Annotated in this window: 18 protein-coding genes and 4 tRNA genes; 14 read left to right on the top strand and 8 right to left on the bottom strand. The window is 65.4% G+C overall.

Going from position 1 to position 17,419, the window contains the following annotated elements; translation table 11 throughout:
* Positions 1-16 precede the first annotated feature (16 nt).
* Both C4B30_RS17320 and C4B30_RS17315 read right to left on the bottom strand, forming a co-directional pair.
* Complete coding sequence (locus tag C4B30_RS17320; RefSeq protein ID WP_105132766.1) at positions 17-1,144, bottom strand: exonuclease domain-containing protein; 1,128 nt, start codon at positions 1,142-1,144, stop codon at positions 17-19.
* Between the two features lie 142 nt (positions 1,145-1,286).
* Positions 1,287-1,490 (bottom strand): cold-shock protein, encoded by a 204-nt coding sequence (locus tag C4B30_RS17315; RefSeq protein WP_027783827.1) that lies wholly within the window; start codon positions 1,488-1,490, stop codon positions 1,287-1,289.
* Positions 1,491-1,883: 393 nt separating this feature from the next.
* Here C4B30_RS17315 and C4B30_RS17310 point away from each other — a divergent pair, with 393 nt between their 5' ends.
* Complete coding sequence (locus tag C4B30_RS17310; RefSeq protein ID WP_027783826.1) at positions 1,884-2,150, top strand: hypothetical protein; 267 nt, start codon at positions 1,884-1,886, stop codon at positions 2,148-2,150.
* Between the two features lie 500 nt (positions 2,151-2,650).
* Positions 2,651-3,802: a porin gene (locus tag C4B30_RS17305; protein WP_027783825.1), complete on the top strand. Its 1,152-nt coding sequence runs from the start codon at positions 2,651-2,653 to the stop codon at positions 3,800-3,802.
* A 99-nt stretch (positions 3,803-3,901) separates the two neighbouring features.
* Here the strand turns inward: C4B30_RS17305 and greB are convergent, their stop codons facing one another.
* On the bottom strand, positions 3,902-4,468 hold the full coding sequence (gene greB / locus C4B30_RS17300; protein ID WP_027783824.1) for a transcription elongation factor GreB: 567 nt from the start codon (positions 4,466-4,468) through the stop codon (positions 3,902-3,904).
* A 129-nt stretch (positions 4,469-4,597) separates the two neighbouring features.
* Between greB and C4B30_RS17295 the strand changes: the two genes are divergently transcribed.
* From C4B30_RS17295 to C4B30_RS17285, 3 genes are all read left to right on the top strand, one after another.
* Positions 4,598-4,674: transfer RNA gene (locus tag C4B30_RS17295), tRNA-Arg, on the top strand.
* 66 nt (positions 4,675-4,740) lie between these two features.
* A tRNA-Arg gene (locus C4B30_RS17290) sits at positions 4,741-4,817 on the top strand.
* Between the two features lie 61 nt (positions 4,818-4,878).
* Positions 4,879-4,955, top strand: a tRNA-Arg gene (locus tag C4B30_RS17285).
* 193 nt (positions 4,956-5,148) lie between these two features.
* On the opposite strand, the gene C4B30_RS17280 is transcribed toward C4B30_RS17285, so the two are convergent.
* The 4 genes from C4B30_RS17280 to C4B30_RS17265 form a co-directional block, all read right to left on the bottom strand.
* Positions 5,149-7,515, bottom strand: a complete 2,367-nt coding sequence (locus tag C4B30_RS17280) for a RelA/SpoT family protein (protein WP_027783823.1) — start codon at positions 7,513-7,515, stop codon at positions 5,149-5,151.
* A gap of 63 nt (positions 7,516-7,578) precedes the next feature.
* The gene (gene rpoZ, locus C4B30_RS17275; protein WP_006025620.1) at positions 7,579-7,782 is read right to left on the bottom strand and encodes a DNA-directed RNA polymerase subunit omega; all 204 of its coding nucleotides are present in this window, start codon (positions 7,780-7,782) and stop codon (positions 7,579-7,581) included.
* 58 nt (positions 7,783-7,840) lie between these two features.
* Entirely contained in the window at positions 7,841-8,524 is a 684-nt protein-coding gene (gene gmk / locus C4B30_RS17270) for a guanylate kinase (RefSeq protein ID WP_027783822.1), read from the bottom strand.
* 70 nt (positions 8,525-8,594) lie between these two features.
* Positions 8,595-9,518 carry a YicC/YloC family endoribonuclease gene (locus tag C4B30_RS17265; RefSeq protein WP_027783821.1) on the bottom strand — a complete coding sequence of 308 codons (924 nt, stop codon included), beginning with the start codon at positions 9,516-9,518 and terminating at the stop codon, positions 8,595-8,597.
* A gap of 173 nt (positions 9,519-9,691) precedes the next feature.
* Between C4B30_RS17265 and rph the strand changes: the two genes are divergently transcribed.
* The 9 genes from rph (at position 9,692) to C4B30_RS17215 (ending at position 16,199) form a co-directional block, all read left to right on the top strand.
* On the top strand, positions 9,692-10,432 hold the full coding sequence (gene rph, locus C4B30_RS17260; protein WP_027783820.1) for a ribonuclease PH: 741 nt from the start codon (positions 9,692-9,694) through the stop codon (positions 10,430-10,432).
* A complete protein-coding gene (gene rdgB, locus C4B30_RS17255) occupies positions 10,425-11,051 on the top strand; it encodes an RdgB/HAM1 family non-canonical purine NTP pyrophosphatase (protein ID WP_105132765.1) in 627 nt (208 codons plus the stop codon). The genes rph and rdgB overlap by 8 nt, the downstream gene beginning before the upstream one ends.
* A gap of 34 nt (positions 11,052-11,085) precedes the next feature.
* Positions 11,086-12,300 carry a radical SAM family heme chaperone HemW gene (hemW, locus tag C4B30_RS17250; RefSeq protein WP_105132764.1) on the top strand — a complete coding sequence of 405 codons (1,215 nt, stop codon included), beginning with the start codon at positions 11,086-11,088 and terminating at the stop codon, positions 12,298-12,300.
* Positions 12,301-12,344: 44 nt separating this feature from the next.
* A tRNA-Ser gene (locus C4B30_RS17245) sits at positions 12,345-12,432 on the top strand.
* Between the two features lie 141 nt (positions 12,433-12,573).
* A complete protein-coding gene (locus C4B30_RS17240) occupies positions 12,574-12,969 on the top strand; it encodes a hypothetical protein (RefSeq protein ID WP_105132763.1) in 396 nt (131 codons plus the stop codon).
* Between the two features lie 232 nt (positions 12,970-13,201).
* On the top strand, positions 13,202-13,495 hold the full coding sequence (locus C4B30_RS17235) for a hypothetical protein (protein WP_027783816.1): 294 nt from the start codon (positions 13,202-13,204) through the stop codon (positions 13,493-13,495).
* A gap of 312 nt (positions 13,496-13,807) precedes the next feature.
* Positions 13,808-14,299 (top strand): energy transducer TonB family protein, encoded by a 492-nt coding sequence (locus C4B30_RS17230; RefSeq protein WP_027783815.1) that lies wholly within the window; start codon positions 13,808-13,810, stop codon positions 14,297-14,299.
* Positions 14,300-14,604: 305 nt separating this feature from the next.
* Positions 14,605-15,915 (top strand): MFS transporter, encoded by a 1,311-nt coding sequence (locus C4B30_RS17220; RefSeq protein ID WP_105132762.1) that lies wholly within the window; start codon positions 14,605-14,607, stop codon positions 15,913-15,915.
* Between the two features lie 104 nt (positions 15,916-16,019).
* Entirely contained in the window at positions 16,020-16,199 is a 180-nt protein-coding gene (locus C4B30_RS17215; protein WP_105132761.1) for a hypothetical protein, read from the top strand.
* Positions 16,200-16,218: 19 nt separating this feature from the next.
* Here the strand turns inward: C4B30_RS17215 and waaC are convergent, their stop codons facing one another.
* Entirely contained in the window at positions 16,219-17,217 is a 999-nt protein-coding gene (waaC, locus tag C4B30_RS17210) for a lipopolysaccharide heptosyltransferase I (protein WP_027783812.1), read from the bottom strand.
* Positions 17,218-17,419 lie beyond the last annotated feature (202 nt).

Below are 17,419 nucleotides of genomic sequence, written 5' to 3'. Positions count from 1 at the left end.
GATCGCGCCGCGGCGCTCAGTCCGCGAGTGTCAGCGCCATGAGCGGAATCACTTGCAGACCGCGCGCGAGATGCGTCTGCAGCAGGCGATGGGTGAAGGGTTCGAACGCGCCGGCCGCCGCGTCGGCCGCAAGCCGCGCGGCCGCATCGAGCGATTCCGCCGAACCGAGATAGCACCAGCCGTCGATCACATGAAACAGGCGGCGCTCGCCGCTTGCCTCGAACGCGACAGCGCCGTCGAACGGCCAGGGCGCGCCGCCCCCGCGAGCGGCGTCGGCCGCGGGGCGCCGGTTGTACGACGGGCGCAACCGGGTGATCCATTGCGCTTCGGCAAGCATCGCTCCCAGCTCGTTGCCGGTTTCGCGCCATTCGACGCGACGCACCTGCTGCGCCAGCCGCATTTCCTTCGACGAGCGGCGTTCGCCGGTCAACAGCGCGCGCAGCCGCTGCCGTACGCGCACGCTGCGGCCGACATACAGCGCTTCGTCACGCTCTCCGAAGAGCGCATACGCGCCGCACCCTGCCGGCGCGGTATCCAGCCACGCCTCGGTCAGATCGCCGCCCAGCCGGAAGTGGCGTGTCGTCCGCGCGATCTGGTCGCGTAGCCGCTCGAGCGGCACGATGTCGTGCAACTGGCGCCAGAACTGCCAGAGCAGATCGGCATCGGCCAGCGCCCGGTGGCGCGCGGCCGGAACGAGCCCATGCCGTTCGATCAACGCATCGAGCCCGTGCCGCGATTCGCGCGGAAACAGCGCGCGCGACAGCCGTACCGTACAGAGCACATCGGGATTGAATGCGAGGCCCGCGCGCTCGAATTCGGCGCGCAGGAAGCCGCGGTCGAAGCTCGCGTTGTGCGCGACGAACAGCTTGCCGTCGAGCCGCTCGAACAGCGCCGGCGCGAGCGACGCGAACGTCGGCGCATCGCGCACCATCGCGTCCGAGATGCCCGTCAGTTGCTGGATGAACGGCGGGATCGCCTGCCCCGGATTGACGAGACTCGTCCACGTCGACACGCCGAGCGGTCCGATTTCGACCACGCCGATTTCGGTGATCCGATGGTCGGCGGACGAGCCGCCGGTGGTTTCAAGGTCGACGAAGACGAGCGGCTGCTCGCTGGCGGGATCGGACGGACGGGAATCTGACATGAAAAGACAGGAAAACGATGCTTCCGTGAGTATGCACCGGTATGCGTACTCGCGGCCAGCGCGAACCGGATTGTTCCGTCCCCGGAAAACAAAAAAGCCCCCGCGATGCGGGGGCCGGACGTGATCGGCAATGCGTGGCGCGTCAGACCGCCTGGATATTCGCCGCCTGCTTGCCTTTCGGCCCGACTTTGACCTCGAACGAAACACGCTGGTTTTCCTTCAGCGTCTTGAAGCCGTCCATCCGAATTTCGGAAAAGTGCGCAAACAAATCTTCACCGCCATTGTCCGACGTAATAAAGCCGAAACCTTTAGCATCGTTAAACCATTTCACGATACCGGTATCCATGTCTTCGTTCCCCACTCGATAAGATCAAAAAAGCTATTTTTATAGCCGTTTCCCGAAATCCCGAAACATTGCGCCAGCACCCGCACCAGCACGCCGCCCGAGGACGGAGTGCTGACTTTATAAATTGGACAATCCGGGTGCGTCAAGAAAATTTTTAGCGACTGCTTTCTTGAAAAGACGCTAATACCACTGGAATCGGTACACTATCTCCCTTGATTAATTGATTTGCACCAAAAACCTGTCAATATTACCGGGACTCGATCGCCAATAATTCAGGGTATGAAATTCCTACCGGGGACAAATCGACTCGGTAAAATCCTCGGGTTTTTTCCGGGTTGCGGAAATCCGCGGACGTTGCGATCCTGAATCAACGCCGAAAGGAAGGAGAGGGTCATGTGGTTGGACGGAATCAAGCGCTTCGCGAGCCGGCTCGGACGCGTACGTCGCAAGTCCCGCGCCCTGGCCGAGTCCGCGCGCGAAGCGCCGTGCGATACCGAATTCGATATGACGTGGCACGGCGATCACTGGCAGAACCTGCTCGCATCGCCACTCGATGCCCGTCACTACGTGATGGAAGACTGGACCTACACGCCGCCGCCGGTCGAAGCGAAAGATGTTGCGCCCGCGGGCAAGCGTAAGCGCCGCTCGTACACGCCGTAGCGCACCGGGCAGCGGGGCAAAAAAAAAGCGCGACTGGGAAGTCGCGCCGACAAAGGTTTGGAGATCTTTTCCGTCAACGAAAAAGTCTGCTTCGGAAAGCAGAGATCGCAGTATAGCGAGAGAACCACCTTTCATTATCCATGCTCCACACAAACCTCTATTGCCGATGTGTCAATAATCGCCCTACAGCCCCCTCCCGCCGCTAACCAGCTGTCGCGATCACGCAACACCCAATCCGTAGTCCTGATCGTTATTTCCGCTCGCTGCACCGCCGCAAACCCTTACAGCGCAACCGTTTACACGGATTTTTCGATTCTTGCGGATTCCAAAATACATTGTTTCTTAAAGCGTAAGACACGCCCGCTCCGCACACTCCGTACACTGCAGATGGCTTTCTGATACGCGCCCTGCCGCTCTGACGGACCGGCTATAGCGTCAAGCAAAACACGGCCAGTCCGCCCCAGGCTCGATCGACAATCATCCTGTTTGGAGACAGATCCATGAAAAAAACGCTGATCGTCACCGCGTTGTCGGGTGTATTCGTTACTGCAGCCCATGCTCAAAGCAGCGTGACGCTGTACGGGCTGATCGACGCAGGCATCACCTACACGAACAATCAGGGCGGGCACAGCTCATGGTCGGAACGCAGCGGCCAGATCAACGGCAGCCGCTGGGGCCTGCGCGGCACGGAAGATCTCGGCGGAGGTCTGAAAGCGATCTTCGTGCTGGAAAACGGCTTCAACATCGCCAACGGCACGCTCGGCCAGAATGGCCGCGAATTTGGCCGCCAGGCGTTCGTCGGCCTGTCGCAAGACCAGTTCGGCTCCGTCACCCTCGGTCGCCAATACGATAGCGTCGTCGACTACATCGGGCCGCTGTCGCTGACCGGGACGCAATTCGGCGGCACCCAGTTTGCCCACCCGTTCGACAACGACAACCTGAACAATTCGTTCCGGATCAACAACTCCGTCAAATATACGAGCGTCAATTTCGGCGGCCTGAAGTTCGGCGCGTTGTACGGCTTCTCGAACAGCACCCAGTTCTCGAACAATCGCGCATACAGCGCGGGCGTGTCGTATAGCTACGCCGGCTTCAATATCGGCGCCGGCTATCTGCAGTTGAACAATGACATCTCGGGGCTCACGTCGGCTGCGGTCACCAACAGCGGCGGCGCGGTGGCAGGCGACAACACGTTCGTCGGCAAGCGTCAGCGCGTGTTCGGCGGCGGCCTGAACTACACGTTCGGCCCGGCCACGGCCGGCTTCGTATTCACGCAATCGCGCGTGAACCGGGCGCTCGGCATCTCCGCGGGTGCCTCGGGCGTGTCGAACGGTCTGGCCCTCGACGGTACGTTTGCCCGCTTCAACAACTACGAAGTCAATGCGCGCTACGCGCTCACGCCGGCCTTCTCGCTGGCCGGATCGTACACGTACACCGCCGGCTTCCTGGACGGCCGTCATCCGGGCTGGAACCAGTTCAACCTGCAGACCGACTATGCGCTGTCCAAGCGGACCGACGTGTACGTGCAAGGCGTGTATCAGCGAGTCAGCACGGACGGTCTGGGCCTCGGCGCCTATGTCAATGGCCTCGGCGGCGCCTCGTCGACCAACAAGCAGATCGCGGTGACCGCCGGGCTGCGTCACCGTTTCTGACCGAAGTTGTTTCGGCACGAAAAAGCGCCTCGCGAGGCGCTTTTTTTTGGACTGCAGGGTTCGCGGACGGCCGGCCCGGCGCAGCGCCGACCATGCGGTTCACATCCGGCTGTCCGCGGACGGATAACGCACATCGAGGATATCGATCGGCTGCGGGCCAGCCGGCGTCAGCAGCGTGACGGTATCGCCGATCCTCGCCTTGATCAGCGCGCGCGCGACCGGCGAAATCCAGCTGACACAGCCGCGGTCGAGATCGACCTCGTCGATCCCGACGATCGTCACCGTGTGATCCTCGCCGTCCGGCGTCTCGTAATCCACCGTCGCGCCGAAGAACACCTGGTCGACGTTCTCCTGCCGGCTCGCGTCGACGACTTCGGCGAGGTCGAGCCGCTTCGTCAGGAAGCGGATGCGGCGATCGATCTCGCGAAGCCGCCGCTTGCCGTAGATGTAGTCGCCGTTTTCCGACCGGTCGCCGTTCGACGCGGCCCACGATACGAGCCGCACGACCTCGGGACGCTCGACGTCGATCAGGTTCAGCAGCTCGTCCCGCAGCCGCTTGTGGCCGGCCGGCGTGATGTAGTTCTTCGCGCCCGCCGGAATCGCGGGTTGAGCCTGGTCGAGATCGTCGTCGTCACCGTCCGACTCTTTGACAAACGCCTTGTTCATGATGCAGATTCAACGTGGATGACTGATCCTCCAAGGGTACACGAAGGGCGGCCGGCCAAGGTCATGCCGCCTTATTCGCGAATAAGGCTTCCCTTTTTATATGACTCTGCTATACTTCCGCTTCTGCGTGCGGCTGTAGCTCAGTTGGATAGAGTACTTGGCTACGAACCAAGGGGTCGTGGGTTCGAATCCTGCCAGCCGCGCCACTTTTTCGAGGGCCTTCCCAACCGAAGGCCCTTTCAGTTCAAAGCAGTAGAAGTTCGTTTTTGCGTGCGGCTGTAGCTCAGTTGGATAGAGTACTTGGCTACGAACCAAGGGGTCGTGGGTTCGAATCCTGCCAGCCGCGCCACCTTTTTGGGGGCCTTCCCATCGCAGAAGGTTCCGACAGTTGAAGCAGTACCGTTTTGCGTGCGGCTGTAGCTCAGTTGGATAGAGTACTTGGCTACGAACCAAGGGGTCGTGGGTTCGAATCCTGCCAGCCGCGCCACCTTAAAAGGGCTTTCCTCCGGGAAAGCCCTTTTTCTTTTTGCGCCCGCCTCTCCTCGCCCGCATCATCGCCCCGAATGCCCTCCTCGACAAGCGCCGGCAACATCCTCCGCGCTTTCGGCCGCCCCAATGAAAACGGCGGCCATAGGCCGCCGTCCGTCGAGCGTCGAATTCGCCCGCCACCGCGGGTGGCGTCAGTAATCCTGCCGCTCGCGCTCGATACGCATGCCGCCGTCGTGGCGCGCGTGCGCACCGTCGTCGGTCGAGCGCTCGCGCATGATCCGCATCACGTCCGGATTGGTTCTCACGCGCCGCATCACGTTCGCGAGATGCACGCGATCGCTGACCTGGATCACGAAGCGCAGCACCGTCGATTCGTGCGTCAGATCCTCGTCCATCGCGATATGGACGATGTTCGCGTCGGCCGACGTGATGTCCGCCGCGACGCGCGCGAAGATGCCCTTCGTGTTCTTCACGAGCGCCTTCACCGCGACATCGAACAGGCGTCCCGGCTGCGGCGCCCATTCGACGTCGATCCAGCGACCTGGATCGCGGCGATGGATGCGCTGCGCGACCCGGCAATCCGTCGTATGAATCGCCATGCCCAGACCGATGCCGATGTAACCCATGATCGCGTCGCCCGGGATCGGCCGGCAGCATGCGGACAACTGCACGGACATCCCTTCGGTGCCGGTGATCACGACCGGCGGCGCGTGATGCGCCGGATGCCGCTCGGACTTCGGCAGATCGTCGTCCGCGTCGCGGCCGCTCATCAGCACCTCGATGCGCTTGGCCATCACCGCGGCGACGCGACGGCCGAGGCCGATGTCCGCGAAGATTTCCTGGCGGCTCTTGTTGCCCGTCCACTGCACGAGCTTCTCCCACACTTCCGGCTCGACATCGGCCAGCGCGAGACCATAGCCCTTCAGGCTCTGGTCGACGAGCCGCTCGCCCAGCTGCACGGACTCGTTCAGGCGCATCGTCTTCAGGTAGTGGCGAATCGCCGAGCGCGCCTTGCCGGTACGCACGAAGCCGAGCCACGCGGGGTTCGGCTTCGAATACGGCGCGGTGATCACCTCGACGATGTCGCCGCTCTTCAACTCGGTGCGCAGCGGCAGCAGCTCGTTGTTGATCTTCACGGCCACGCACTGGTTGCCGAGATCGCTGTGGATCGAATACGCGAAATCGAGCGCCGTCGCGCCGCGCGGCAGCGCCATGATCTTCGACTTCGGCGTGAACACGTAGACCGCGTCGGGGAACAGGTCGATCTTCACGTGCTCGAGGAATTCGCTCGAATCGCCGGCTTCGCTCTGGATGTCGAGCAACGACTTCAGCCACTGGTGCGCGCGCTTCTGCACGTCGCTGAGATCCGCGCTGCCGTTCTTGTACAGCCAGTGCGCGGCGACCCCCGCCTCGGCGATCTCGTGCATCTTGCGCGTGCGCACCTGGAACTCGATCGGCGCGCCGAACGGGCCGACGAGCGTCGTGTGCAGCGACTGATAGCCGTTGATCTTCGGGATCGCGATGTAATCCTTGAACTTGCCGGGTACGGGCTTGTACAGCGCGTGCAGCGCGCCGATGCACGTGTAGCAGTCGAGCGGGCTGTCGACGACGACCCGGAAGCCGTACACGTCGAGCACCTGCGAGAACGATAGCTGCTTGTCGCGCATCTTGCGGTAGACGCTGTAGATGGTCTTCTCGCGGCCGGTGATCTCGGCGTCGATCTTTGCGTCGGCCATCGCGCGCTGCGCGGCCTCGAGGATCTTGCTGATCACTTCGCGGCGGTTGCCGCGCGCGGCCTTCACGGCCTTCTCGAGCGTCGCGTAGCGATGCGGGTTGAAGTTCGCGAAGCTCATGTCCTGCAGCTCGCGATACGTGTTGTTCAACCCGAGCCGGTGCGCGATCGGTGCATAGATGTCGAGCGTTTCGCGCGCAACGCGACGGCGTTTTTCCATCGGCACCGCGCCGAGCGTGCGCATGTTGTGCAGGCGATCGGCGAGCTTGACGAGGATGACGCGCACGTCGCGTGCCATCGCGAGCAGCATCTTGCGGAAATTTTCCGCCTGCGCTTCCTCGCGGCTGCGGAATTCCATCTTGTCGAGCTTCGACAGGCCGTCGACCAGCTCGGCGACCTTCGGGCCGAACCGCTCGGCCAGCTCGTTCTTGGTCACGCCCTGGTCTTCCATCACGTCGTGCAGCAACGCGGCCATCACGGCCTGCGCATCGAGCTTCCAGCCGGCGCAGATTTCCGCGACGGCGACGGGATGGGTGATATAGGGTTCGCCGCTCTGGCGATATTGACCGAGGTGGGCTTCGTCGCTGAAGTGGAACGCCGCCTTGACCTCTTTGATTTCGTCCGGAGCGAGATACTCGGCAAGTGCGGCCGTCAGTTTCGCGATCGAAACGACGCCGTGCTTGCGCGGCTGCTCCGGTGTGGCGGTCGGCCCGAACAGATGCCGGAAGGACTGTTCGAGGACCGCGTCGATGTACTGGCGCGCAGGCGACTGAGCCGTGGCTTCGGTGGTCGGATCCGCGGAGGCGGACGATGGGGTGGTGCTCATATTCGCCTCCAGGTCGAGTCGTTGCGCGCGTGGACTACATGGCTGGAACGGGCCGGATGCGCGTTACACCGGCACCTTCTTCAGCATCTCGACGCCGACCTGGCCGGCGGCGATTTCGCGCAGCGCGACGACGGTCGGCTTGTCGCGGCTTTCGATTTTCGGCGTATGGCCTTGCGCGAGCTGCCGCGCGCGATAGGTGGCAGCGAGCGCCAGTTCGAAGCGATTCGGGATTTGCTTCAGGCAGTCTTCGACGGTAATGCGAGCCATGGTGGTAATTCCTTCTGAATATAGTGCTTATTCTACCTTATGTCCCTCGTGCCCCGCGTCATTCCGCGTGGGGCAGATGGATGCCGAGCTCGATGAACAGCTCCGTGTGTCGCGCGTACTGCGAAGCAAAACGCAGGCGCGTCGCCGCGACGATGCATTCGAGTTCCGCGAGCGCACGCTCGAAATTCTCGTTGATCACCACGTATTCCGCTTCGGACGCGTGCGCGATCTCGCTGCCCGCGGCCAGCAGGCGTCGCGTGATCACGTTCGGTTCGTCCTGGCCGCGCTTCTTCAGACGCTCCTCGAGGGCATCGAGCGACGGCGGCAGAATGAAGATGCCGACCGCGTTGCGGAACTGCTTCTTCACCTGCAACGCACCCTGCCAGTCGATTTCGAGCAGCACGTCGTGGCCGTTCTTCATCTGCTCTTCGATCCAGACGCGCGACGTGCCGTAGTAGTTGCCGTGCACTTCCGCGCTCTCGAGGAATTCGTGCGCCGCGTGACGCGTGCGGAAATCCTCGACGGTCGTGAAGTGGTAGTGCTGACCGTCCTGCTCGCCCGGGCGTGGCTTGCGCGTCGTGTACGAGATCGACAGGCAGATGTCGCTGTCCTTCGACAGCAGCGCATTCACGAGCGTCGACTTGCCGGCGCCCGACGGTGCGACGACCATGAACAGGTTACCGGGATAGACGCCGCCGTGCAGCGAATGCGACGCGTGGCCGTCGCGATGGGATTCGATCATGACAGCCTCCGCCGGGCTGCCCCCTCGTGGGGCAACGAACGTAGTGAGCGTGGGGGTCGTTTCATCTCTTTTACTCCAGGTTTTGCACTTGCTCGCGCATCTGCTCGATCAGCAGCTTCAGCGCCATCGACGCGTCGGCAAGTTCCTTCGCCGCCGCTTTCGAGCCAAGCGTGTTCGCTTCGCGATTCAGTTCCTGCATCATGAAATCGAGGCGCTTGCCGACGCGGCCGCCCTTCTCGATCACGTGACGCGTTTCGTTCAGGTGCGCGGTGAGCCGCGACAGCTCTTCCGCGATGTCGATCCGGATCCCGTACATCGTCACTTCCTGACGGATGCGCTCCGCGGCTTCCTCGCGCGTGACGACCGTCGAGCCGCCTTCGGGCGCAGCGAGGCCGAGCGCTTCCTGCAGCCGCTCGACGATCTTCTGCTGGTGCTTCGCGATCAGCTCCGGCACGAGCGGCGTGATGCGCGCGACGATCGCCTCCATCTCGGTGACGTTCGACAGCAGCATCGTCGCCAGTTGCGCGCCTTCGCGCGAACGCACGACGACGAGCTCGCCGATCGCTTCCTTGCCGCATGCGAGCACCGCGTCGCGGATCGCTTCGGCCGACACCCCGCTCTCGGCGAGCACGCCGGGCCAGCGCAGGATTTCCCCCGCGCGCAGGCGGCCGACGCCCGGGAACGAATCGAGCACCGCGCGTTCGAGATCGGCAAGCTGGCCGAGCGCCGACTGGTTCAGCGCGCCCGCGCCGATGCTCTGCTCGCCGCGCTGCAGGTTGATGCGCACGTCGACCTTGCCGCGCGACAGCTTGTTCATCAGCATTTCGCGCAGCGCGGGTTCGCACGCGCGCACGTCGTCCGGCATCCGGAAATTGAGATCGAGGAAGCGCGAGTTCACGGTGCGCAGTTCGACCGACACGCTGGTGCCGCCGTTGCCGGTGGCCGTCGCGAGTTCGCGCGTCGCGCTCGCGTAGCCCGTCATGCTGTAGATCATGGTTCGTCTCGCCGTCTGGTGCCCTCGCGGGCGGGGGATACATCAAGGCGCCCGGCGCATCGGAAGGCGCGGGGCGAGAAGCGCGCATTATCCCATTTTTGCGGACCATCCCGCCGGGCACGCCCGCCGTTCGGCGCTAAAATCGGGGTTTCCTCCCCTTCCGCGATTTCCCCATGACGTCTTCCGTTTCCCGCCCGAGCGGCCGCCGCGCCGACGAACTGCGCAAGGTCGCCCTCACGCGCCACTACACGAAACACGCCGAAGGCTCCGTACTGGTCGAATTCGGCGACACCAAGGTGCTCTGCACCGCAAGCGTCGCCGAGCGCGTGCCCGAGTTCCTGCGCGAGCGCGGGCAAGGCTGGCTGACCGCCGAATACGGCATGCTGCCGCGCGCGACCCACACGCGCAGCGACCGTGAAGCCGCGCGCGGCAAGCAGACGGGCCGTACGCAGGAAATTCAGCGCCTGATCGGCCGCGCGCTGCGCGCGGTGTTCGATCTCGAGGCGCTCGGCCCGCGCACGATCCACATCGACTGCGACGTGATCCAGGCCGACGGCGGCACGCGCACGGCCAGCATCACCGGCGCGTTCGTCGCCGCGCACGACGCCGTGTCGACGCTGATCGCGGCCGGCAAGCTCGCGCGCTCGCCGATCACCGACCACGTCGCCGCGATCTCGGTCGGCGTGTACGAAGGCGCGCCCGTGCTCGACCTCGACTACGCGGAAGATTCGCGCTGCGACACCGACATGAACGTCGTGATGACGGGCGCCGGCGGCTTCGTCGAAGTGCAGGGCACGGCCGAAGGCGTGCCGTTCTCGCGCGCCGAGATGGATGCGCTGCTCGACCTCGCTCAGGGCGGGATCGCCGAGCTCGTGCAGTTGCAGAAAGACGTCCTGGGCGCGAGCCATGCCTGACGACCTGACCCTCGCGCCGCTGTCGCGCATCGTGCTCGCATCGAACAACCCGGGCAAGCTGCGCGAATTCACCGCGCTGTTCTCGACGGTCGGCATCGAGATCGTCCCGCAGGGCGACCTCGCGGTGCCGGAGGCGGAGGAGCCGTTCGGCACGTTCATCGAGAACGCGCTGACCAAGGCGCGGCACGCGTCGCGACTCACCGGACTGCCGGCGATCGCGGACGATTCCGGCCTGTGCGTGCGTGTGCTGCGCGGCGCGCCCGGAGTCTATTCGGCGCGCTATGCGCAGCGCGCGGGCCGCGACAAGGGCGACGCGGCGAACAATGCGTATCTCGTCGAGCAACTGCGCGGCGTCGACGACCGGCGCGCCTACTACTGCTGCGTGCTCGCGCTCGTCCGCCATGCGGACGATCCGGAACCGCTGTTCGCCGAAGGGCGCTGGGCCGGCGAGATCGTCGATACGCCGCGCGGCGAACACGGATTCGGCTACGACCCGTATTTCTACCTGCCGTCGCTCGGCGCGACGGCCGCCGAACTCGAGCCGGCCGTGAAGAACGCGCACAGCCATCGCGCGCTGGCGCTGAAGGCGTTGCTCGCGCGGCTCGCGGAGGAAGCATGACCCTACCCGATACCCCTTCGCCGCGGGAGATAACATGAGCCAGGCCGCGGAAACCGGCGCGCGCGTCGTCGCGACCTTCACGTCGCCCGGCCAGGTGCGCCTCACGTCGTTGCCGCCGCTCGCGCTGTACGTGCATTTCCCGTGGTGCGTGCGCAAGTGCCCGTACTGCGATTTCAACTCGCACGAATGGAAAGGCGAACGGTTTCCGGAAGCCGAATATCTCGACGCGCTGCGCGCCGATCTCGAGCAGGCGCTCCCGCTCGTGTGGGGCCGGCAGGTGCATACCGTGTTCATCGGCGGCGGCACGCCGAGCCTGCTGTCGGCGGCCGGCCTCGACCGGATGCTGTCCGACGTGCGCGCGCTGCTGCCGCTCGACGCCGATGCCGAGATCACGCTCGAGGCGAATCCGGGTACGTTCGAAGCCGCGAAGTTCGCGCAGTTCCGCGCAAGCGGCGTGAACCGCCTGTCGGTCGGCATCCAGAGCTTCAACGAAGCGCACCTGAAGGCGCTCGGCCGGATTCACGACACCGCGCAGGCACGCGCGGCCGTCGAGATCGCCGCGAAGAACTTCGACAACTTCAACCTCGACCTGATGTTCGCGCTGCCGAACCAGACGCTCGACGAATGCCGCACCGACATCGAGACCGCGCTGTCGTTCGCGCCGCCGCACCTGTCGCTGTATCACCTGACGCTCGAGCCGAATACGCTGTTCGCGAAGTTCCCGCCGGTCGTCCCCGACGACGACGCGTCGGCCGACATGCAGGAATGGATTCATGCGCGCACGGCCGAAGCCGGCTACGGGCGCTACGAAGTGTCCGCGTACGCGAAGCCGAATCATCAGTGCAAGCACAACCTGAATTACTGGCGCTTCGGCGACTATCTCGGGATCGGTGCGGGCGCCCACACGAAGCTGTCGTTTCCGAACCGGATCCTGCGGCAGGCCCGCTACAAGCATCCGGCGACCTTCATCGAGCAGGCGAAGGCCGGCACGGCCGTGCAGGAGGAGCGTGAAGTCGGCGCGCGCGACCTGCCGTTCGAATTCATGCTGAACACGTTGCGGCTCGTCGAGGGCTTCCCCGTGCACAGCTTCGCGGAACGCACGGGCCTGCCGATGAGCACGATCGAGCCGGCGCTGAAGGAGGCGGAGCGGCGCGGACTGATCACGCGCGATTTCACGCAGATCGCGCCGACGCCGCTTGGCCAGCGTTTCCTCAACGACCTGCAGGAACTGTTCCTGCGCGACGACTGAACGAATGAACGAGGCGGCATTTCGGTTACAATGCCGCCTCGTGTGGAAGCGTGGCCGAGCGGTTTAAGGCACTGGTCTTGAAAACCAGCGACGGGAAACTGTCCGTGAGTTCGAATCTCACCGCTTCCGCCAGGAAGTTCGCCCAGCCCCGTCCATTCCCGGAATGACGGGGTTTTTGTTTGTCCGCACGCGTGCACTCCGCACGTTCCGACGCGCTCCGCCGGATGCCGTTACAATCCCGCGCTCCGATTCGCGAAACGGGAACTCCACGTCATGAAGCCATTCATCGTCTCGTCGCTCGCCGCGCTGCTGGTTGCCGTCAGCACGCATGCAGCGGCCGACACCGCCTCCGGGAGCGACGCCCAAGCATCGTGCGCGATCGCCTATGTGACCGGCGTCGGCGGCTCACCGCGCGGCCTGAGCGAATACCTCGCGAGCCCGTCGCCCTACAACTACCTGAAGGACAACGACCTCCAGTGCAAGGTGGGCGACGACGGACGCACGTCGAACTGCACCGGCGTGACCTACCTCCGGAACGAACAGGTCAGCGTGTACGACGATTCCGATCCCGCCACGCTGACCGTCGTGGCGCGCGTGGAGCTCGACCACGGCCAGAAATACCCGGTGATCATCGTCGTGCAGCGCAAGGACGCGCGCTGCAAACAATGACGCAGCGCAGCGCGCGAACCCGTCCTTCGAAACGGCACGCGCGGTCGTGCCCAACCTCGCGCGGCACCTGAGCCACGGGCCCGGGCAGCAACCCATCGTTGCGTCGCACCGCGCCGGAAGCCTCCCGGCCGGCCGCTCGATCACCTAGAATTCGTTCAACACGGCGACACGAACGCCGCCGCGTATTCGATGCCGCACGCGCCACCCTTGCGTGCGGCACACGGAGATCGCCATGACCGACCTGTCGACCGCGACGGACCACGTCGATTACGAAGGCTTCGAGATCCATGTCGTGCCGGCCGCGATGCCCGGCAGCGACACGCGCTATACCTACACCGGCTACGTATGCCATCCGGGCGTGAATCCCGCGTTGCCCGGCCATGCGGTGCCGTTCCATGCGGACGGCGAGGAAAGCTTCGCGAGCATCGACGAGGCCGCCCACGAAGCCGTGCACATCGGCAAGAGCATCATCGACGGCACGCACCCCGACCTGTCGGTACTGTCGCTCGTGACGCACGGCTTCTGACGCGGCCGGCCCGCATCGCTTGCGATCGCGCGGGCGGCGAGCCGAGGTTGCCGCACGGCTGACCGCGCCGCTCCGTCGGACGATCGCGGCGTGCGGTGGTTTTCAATCTCGCAACACGCACGTGCCCGTGGACGCTGTCACATGTCGCGTCACATCGCGACGCACACGCACGACGCACGTTGCCCGACGCGGCGCCCGGCCTTCGTCATCAGCGATCGCAACGACCGGTTCCGCTCGCTATGCGTTTCTCCCCATATCGCCGCGCGTCGGTGCGTCTATCATTTTTTTATCGTCCCTCCTGGCCATCACCTCATGCGCCCCCTTCTCCATCCGCGGGTCGCCCGGCTGCGTGTTGCGACGCTGGCCGCCGTCGCCCTGCTTGCCGCGTGCACGATCACACCGCCTTCGTCGCTACGCTCGGTCCTGACGATTCCATCGGTCACACGCAGCGGCAGCCTCGACCAGTATCGCGTCGAGGTCGCCCATCGTGTCGCCGAGCGCAATCCGTCCGGCATGCTGCACGGCACACCGCAGGCCATGCTGCGTTCGCTCGTCGTCGTGGCCTTCACCGTCGATGGCAGCGGCCGCGTGATCAACGCATCCGTCTATCGCAGCAACGGCGACAGCGAAGCGGAAGCGCTCGCGCTCGCGTCGCTGCGCCGCTCGGCTCCGCTGCCGGCGCCGCCGTCGCGGCTGCTCGACGGCAACGGCCGGCTCGAACTGATGGAAGGCTGGCTCTTCAACGACGACGGCCACTTCCAGTTGCAGAGCACCGCCTCCGCGCAGGCGCAATCGATCGATTGACGCGCCGCCTCGGCCCCGATTGCCGGTGGGCTGCTGCGCTGGCTATAATTTTCCGCACTCGCGCGGCCATCCCGCCGCGCGTGCGTTCGCGCGCCCCACCCGGCAAGCGAGCCGACCACGCCGGCACCGGGCGGCGGCGACGTACCCGTCTCCATCGTCGACCGGCGGGTGACGTCCGCGCCCCGGCGCGCGTCCACGCCGCCACCGCGTCACCCGCATCATCCTCTGCTCGGCAGCGCCGGCAGGCAGTCGCCTGCCCGAGCGCACGCTCAGCCGACCGCCCCAACGACAAAACGGAGACATCCATGTCCGCATCCCCCCCGGCCGTTGCACACGCAACCGGTTCGGCTGGCGCCGTCAGCCACCGGCGCATCGTGTTCGCGAGCTTCATCGGCACCGCGATCGAGTTCTACGATTTCTACGTGTACGCGACGGCCGCCGCGCTCGTGATCGGCCCCGTGTTCTTCCCGCATGGCTCCGCGACCGCACAGGCGCTGTCCGCGTTCGTCACGTTCGGCATCGCATTCATCGCGCGCCCGATCGGCTCGTTCCTGTTCGGGCACTTCGGCGACCGTATCGGCCGCAAGTCGACGCTCGTCGCATCGCTGCTCGTGATGGGTGTATCCACCACCGCGATCGGCTTCGTGCCCGGCTACGACGCGATCGGCGCGCTCGCGCCGGTGCTGCTGTGCGTGCTGCGCTTCGGCCAGGGGATCGGCCTGGGCGGCGAATGGGGCGGCGCGGCACTGCTCGCGACCGAGCATGCGCCGCAGGGCAAGCGCGGCTGGTTCGGGATGTTCCCGCAACTGGGGCCGTCGGTCGGCTTCCTGATGTCGAACGGCCTGTTCTTCGCGCTCGCGCTGTCGCTGTCAGACGAGCAGTTCCGCAGCTGGGGCTGGCGCATTCCGTTCCTCGTCAGCGCGGTGCTCGTCGCGCTCGGCCTGTACGTGCGGCTCAAGATCACCGAAACGCCCGCGTTCCAGGCGGCCCTCGACCGCAACGAGCGCGTGCGCGTGCCGGTTGCGACGCTCGTCACGCAACACTGGCGGCCGACGCTGCTCGGCGCGCTCGCGATGGTCGTCTGCTACACGCTGTTCTACATCTCGACGGTGTTCTCGCTGTCGTACGGCGTGTCGGCGCTGCATATTCCGCGCCAGAGCTTCCTCGGCCTGCTGTGTTTCGCGGTCGTCTTCATGGGCCTCGCGACGCCGCTGTCCGCATGGGCGTCGGATCGCTTCGGGCGCAAGCCGGTGCTGGTCGCCGGCGCGATCGCGGCACTGCTGTCGGGGTTCGCGATGGAACCGCTGCTCGGCAGCGGCTCGATGCCGCTCGTCGCGCTGTTCCTGACGATCGAGCTGTTCCTGATGGGCGTGACGTTCGCGCCGATGGGCGCTCTGCTGCCGGAATTGTTCCCGACCAACGTCCGCTATACGGGCGCGGGCGTCGCGTACAACCTCGGCGGGATTCTCGGCGCGTCGATCGCACCGTATATCGCGCAACTGCTGGTTGCGCGCGGCGGGCTGTCGTGGGTCGGCGGCTATGTGTCGATTGCGGCGGCGATCAGCCTGATCGGCGTACTGCTGATGCGCGAAACGCGCGACGCGTCGCTCGTCTGACCCTTCGGGGCGACCCGGGTTGTACGGCGGCGAGCGCTCTCTATACTCGATTCTGGGCGCGCCGTCGCGCGCCCGGGGACCCCGCCCCGACAGGAGCCGCCGCCATGAATATCCGCCTCGGCAATGCCGATCTCATCCTGATCCTCGCGCTCGCGCTGGGAGGCGCGCTACTCCTCGCGCTGCGGTTCCGGCCGAAGACCTGGCGCGGCCTCGTGTTCGAGGCGCTGCTGGCGAATCTGGCGGCCATTGCCGCCGTCGTCACGGTCGAGGTGTTGCTGGCCTGAACGCGGCCGCCGCGCCGCGTCAGGCGGACAGCCGCGCGCGCAACGCGCCGTAGGCCGGGCAAACCGCATCGATCGCGTCCAGCGCCTCGTCGACGGTCGGCATCGCGCCCGGCTCGCCGATCGACAGCGCAGTCGGTGCGCCGCCGATGCCGCAATGGTGGCGCGACGTCGCGACGAAAATCATCACGGTCGGCCGCTGCAGCGCGTGCGCCATGTGCACGAACCCCGTATCGACGCCCACCACGAGCGCGGCCCGCCCGAGCGCCGCACCGAGCTCGCGCACCGTCATCGCCGGTAACACGATCGCGCCCGGCGCACGGGCGGCGATATCCCGCGCATCGTCGTGCTCGGCTGCCGATCCCCACGGCAGCAGCACGCGCACGCCGCGCGCCATCATCTCCGTGGCAAGGGCGGCCCAATGCTCGGCCGGCCACTTCTTGTCGGGATTGGACGTCGCATGGAACAGCAGCACGAACGGCTCGCCGTCGGTCACGGCGGCCGGCAGGCTCGCATCCTGCGGCGCGACCACGCCGTACGTGGCAGGCCCTTCGGGCACGTAGCCGAGCGCTTCGCCGGCACTCACGCGCATCCCGTGCCATGCATCGCAGTCGGGCCGCGGGCCGAAACGGTGCGAATACGCGAAGCGCGCGCCCGTTTCGCCGAGATCCTGCGTCTGGTAGCCGACGCGGCGCGCGGCACGCGCCAGCGACGCAATGATCGCGCTCTTGTAGACGCCGTGCAGATCGATGACCGCGTCGTACCGATGCGCACGCAACGCACCGATCGATGCCGAGATCGCCTTCAGGTCGCCGGCATTGCGCAGTTTCTTGAAGCGGCGCAGCGGCGCGCACAGGACGGCGCTCACGCCCGGATGCCAGCGTACGACCTCCGCGCACGATTCGTCCACGGCCCAGTCGACCGTCACGCCGGGGAAGGCGCGATGCAGGTCGGCGACGACGGGCAGCGTCTGGACGACGTCGCCGAGCGACGTCACTTTCACGATAAGGATGCGTTTCACGATTTGCGGGAATTCTCGACTGGCCATCTCGGCATGCTAACGACGGTTGCTATGTGCAGACATTACGCGCGCATTACATTTGCAACAAATTGCATCTCTTTTGTGAATTTTTGTCGCTCCACGCGGGCTTTTGTCGTCCCCGCTGGTATCCGGTTCTTTTTATAATCCATTCTTTGCCTCCCGGCCCGCCCCAATGCCGCGC

Source organism: Burkholderia sp. BE12 (assembly GCF_002959955.1).
GTDB lineage: Bacteria > Pseudomonadota > Gammaproteobacteria > Burkholderiales > Burkholderiaceae > Burkholderia.
Note: the sequence above shows the minus strand (reverse complement) of the source record. Positions and strands in the feature narration are given on the sequence as shown.

Bases quoted from the DNA above. Each gene is read 5' to 3' on its own strand.
- C4B30_RS17280 (WP_027783823.1), bottom strand. From the start codon at position 7,515: ATGAGCACCACCCCATCGTCCGCCTCCGCGGATCCGACCACCGAAGCC.
- gmk (WP_027783822.1), bottom strand. From the start codon at position 8,524: ATGATCGAATCCCATCGCGACGGCCACGCGTCGCATTCGCTGCACGGC.
- C4B30_RS17235 (WP_027783816.1), top strand. From the start codon at position 13,202: ATGACCGACCTGTCGACCGCGACGGACCACGTCGATTACGAAGGCTTC.
- hemW (WP_105132764.1), top strand. From the start codon at position 11,086: ATGAGCCAGGCCGCGGAAACCGGCGCGCGCGTCGTCGCGACCTTCACG.
- C4B30_RS17240 (WP_105132763.1), top strand. From the start codon at position 12,574: ATGAAGCCATTCATCGTCTCGTCGCTCGCCGCGCTGCTGGTTGCCGTC.
- C4B30_RS17265 (WP_027783821.1), bottom strand. From the start codon at position 9,518: ATGATCTACAGCATGACGGGCTACGCGAGCGCGACGCGCGAACTCGCG.
- rph (WP_027783820.1), top strand. From the start codon at position 9,692: ATGACGTCTTCCGTTTCCCGCCCGAGCGGCCGCCGCGCCGACGAACTG.
- rpoZ (WP_006025620.1), bottom strand. From the start codon at position 7,782: ATGGCTCGCATTACCGTCGAAGACTGCCTGAAGCAAATCCCGAATCGC.
- greB (WP_027783824.1), bottom strand. From the start codon at position 4,468: ATGAACAAGGCGTTTGTCAAAGAGTCGGACGGTGACGACGACGATCTC.
- rdgB (WP_105132765.1), top strand. From the start codon at position 10,425: ATGCCTGACGACCTGACCCTCGCGCCGCTGTCGCGCATCGTGCTCGCA.
- C4B30_RS17220 (WP_105132762.1), top strand. From the start codon at position 14,605: ATGTCCGCATCCCCCCCGGCCGTTGCACACGCAACCGGTTCGGCTGGC.
- C4B30_RS17305 (WP_027783825.1), top strand. From the start codon at position 2,651: ATGAAAAAAACGCTGATCGTCACCGCGTTGTCGGGTGTATTCGTTACT.
- C4B30_RS17230 (WP_027783815.1), top strand. From the start codon at position 13,808: ATGCGCCCCCTTCTCCATCCGCGGGTCGCCCGGCTGCGTGTTGCGACG.
- C4B30_RS17215 (WP_105132761.1), top strand. From the start codon at position 16,020: ATGAATATCCGCCTCGGCAATGCCGATCTCATCCTGATCCTCGCGCTC.
- C4B30_RS17315 (WP_027783827.1), bottom strand. From the start codon at position 1,490: ATGGATACCGGTATCGTGAAATGGTTTAACGATGCTAAAGGTTTCGGC.
- C4B30_RS17320 (WP_105132766.1), bottom strand. From the start codon at position 1,144: ATGTCAGATTCCCGTCCGTCCGATCCCGCCAGCGAGCAGCCGCTCGTC.
- C4B30_RS17310 (WP_027783826.1), top strand. From the start codon at position 1,884: ATGTGGTTGGACGGAATCAAGCGCTTCGCGAGCCGGCTCGGACGCGTA.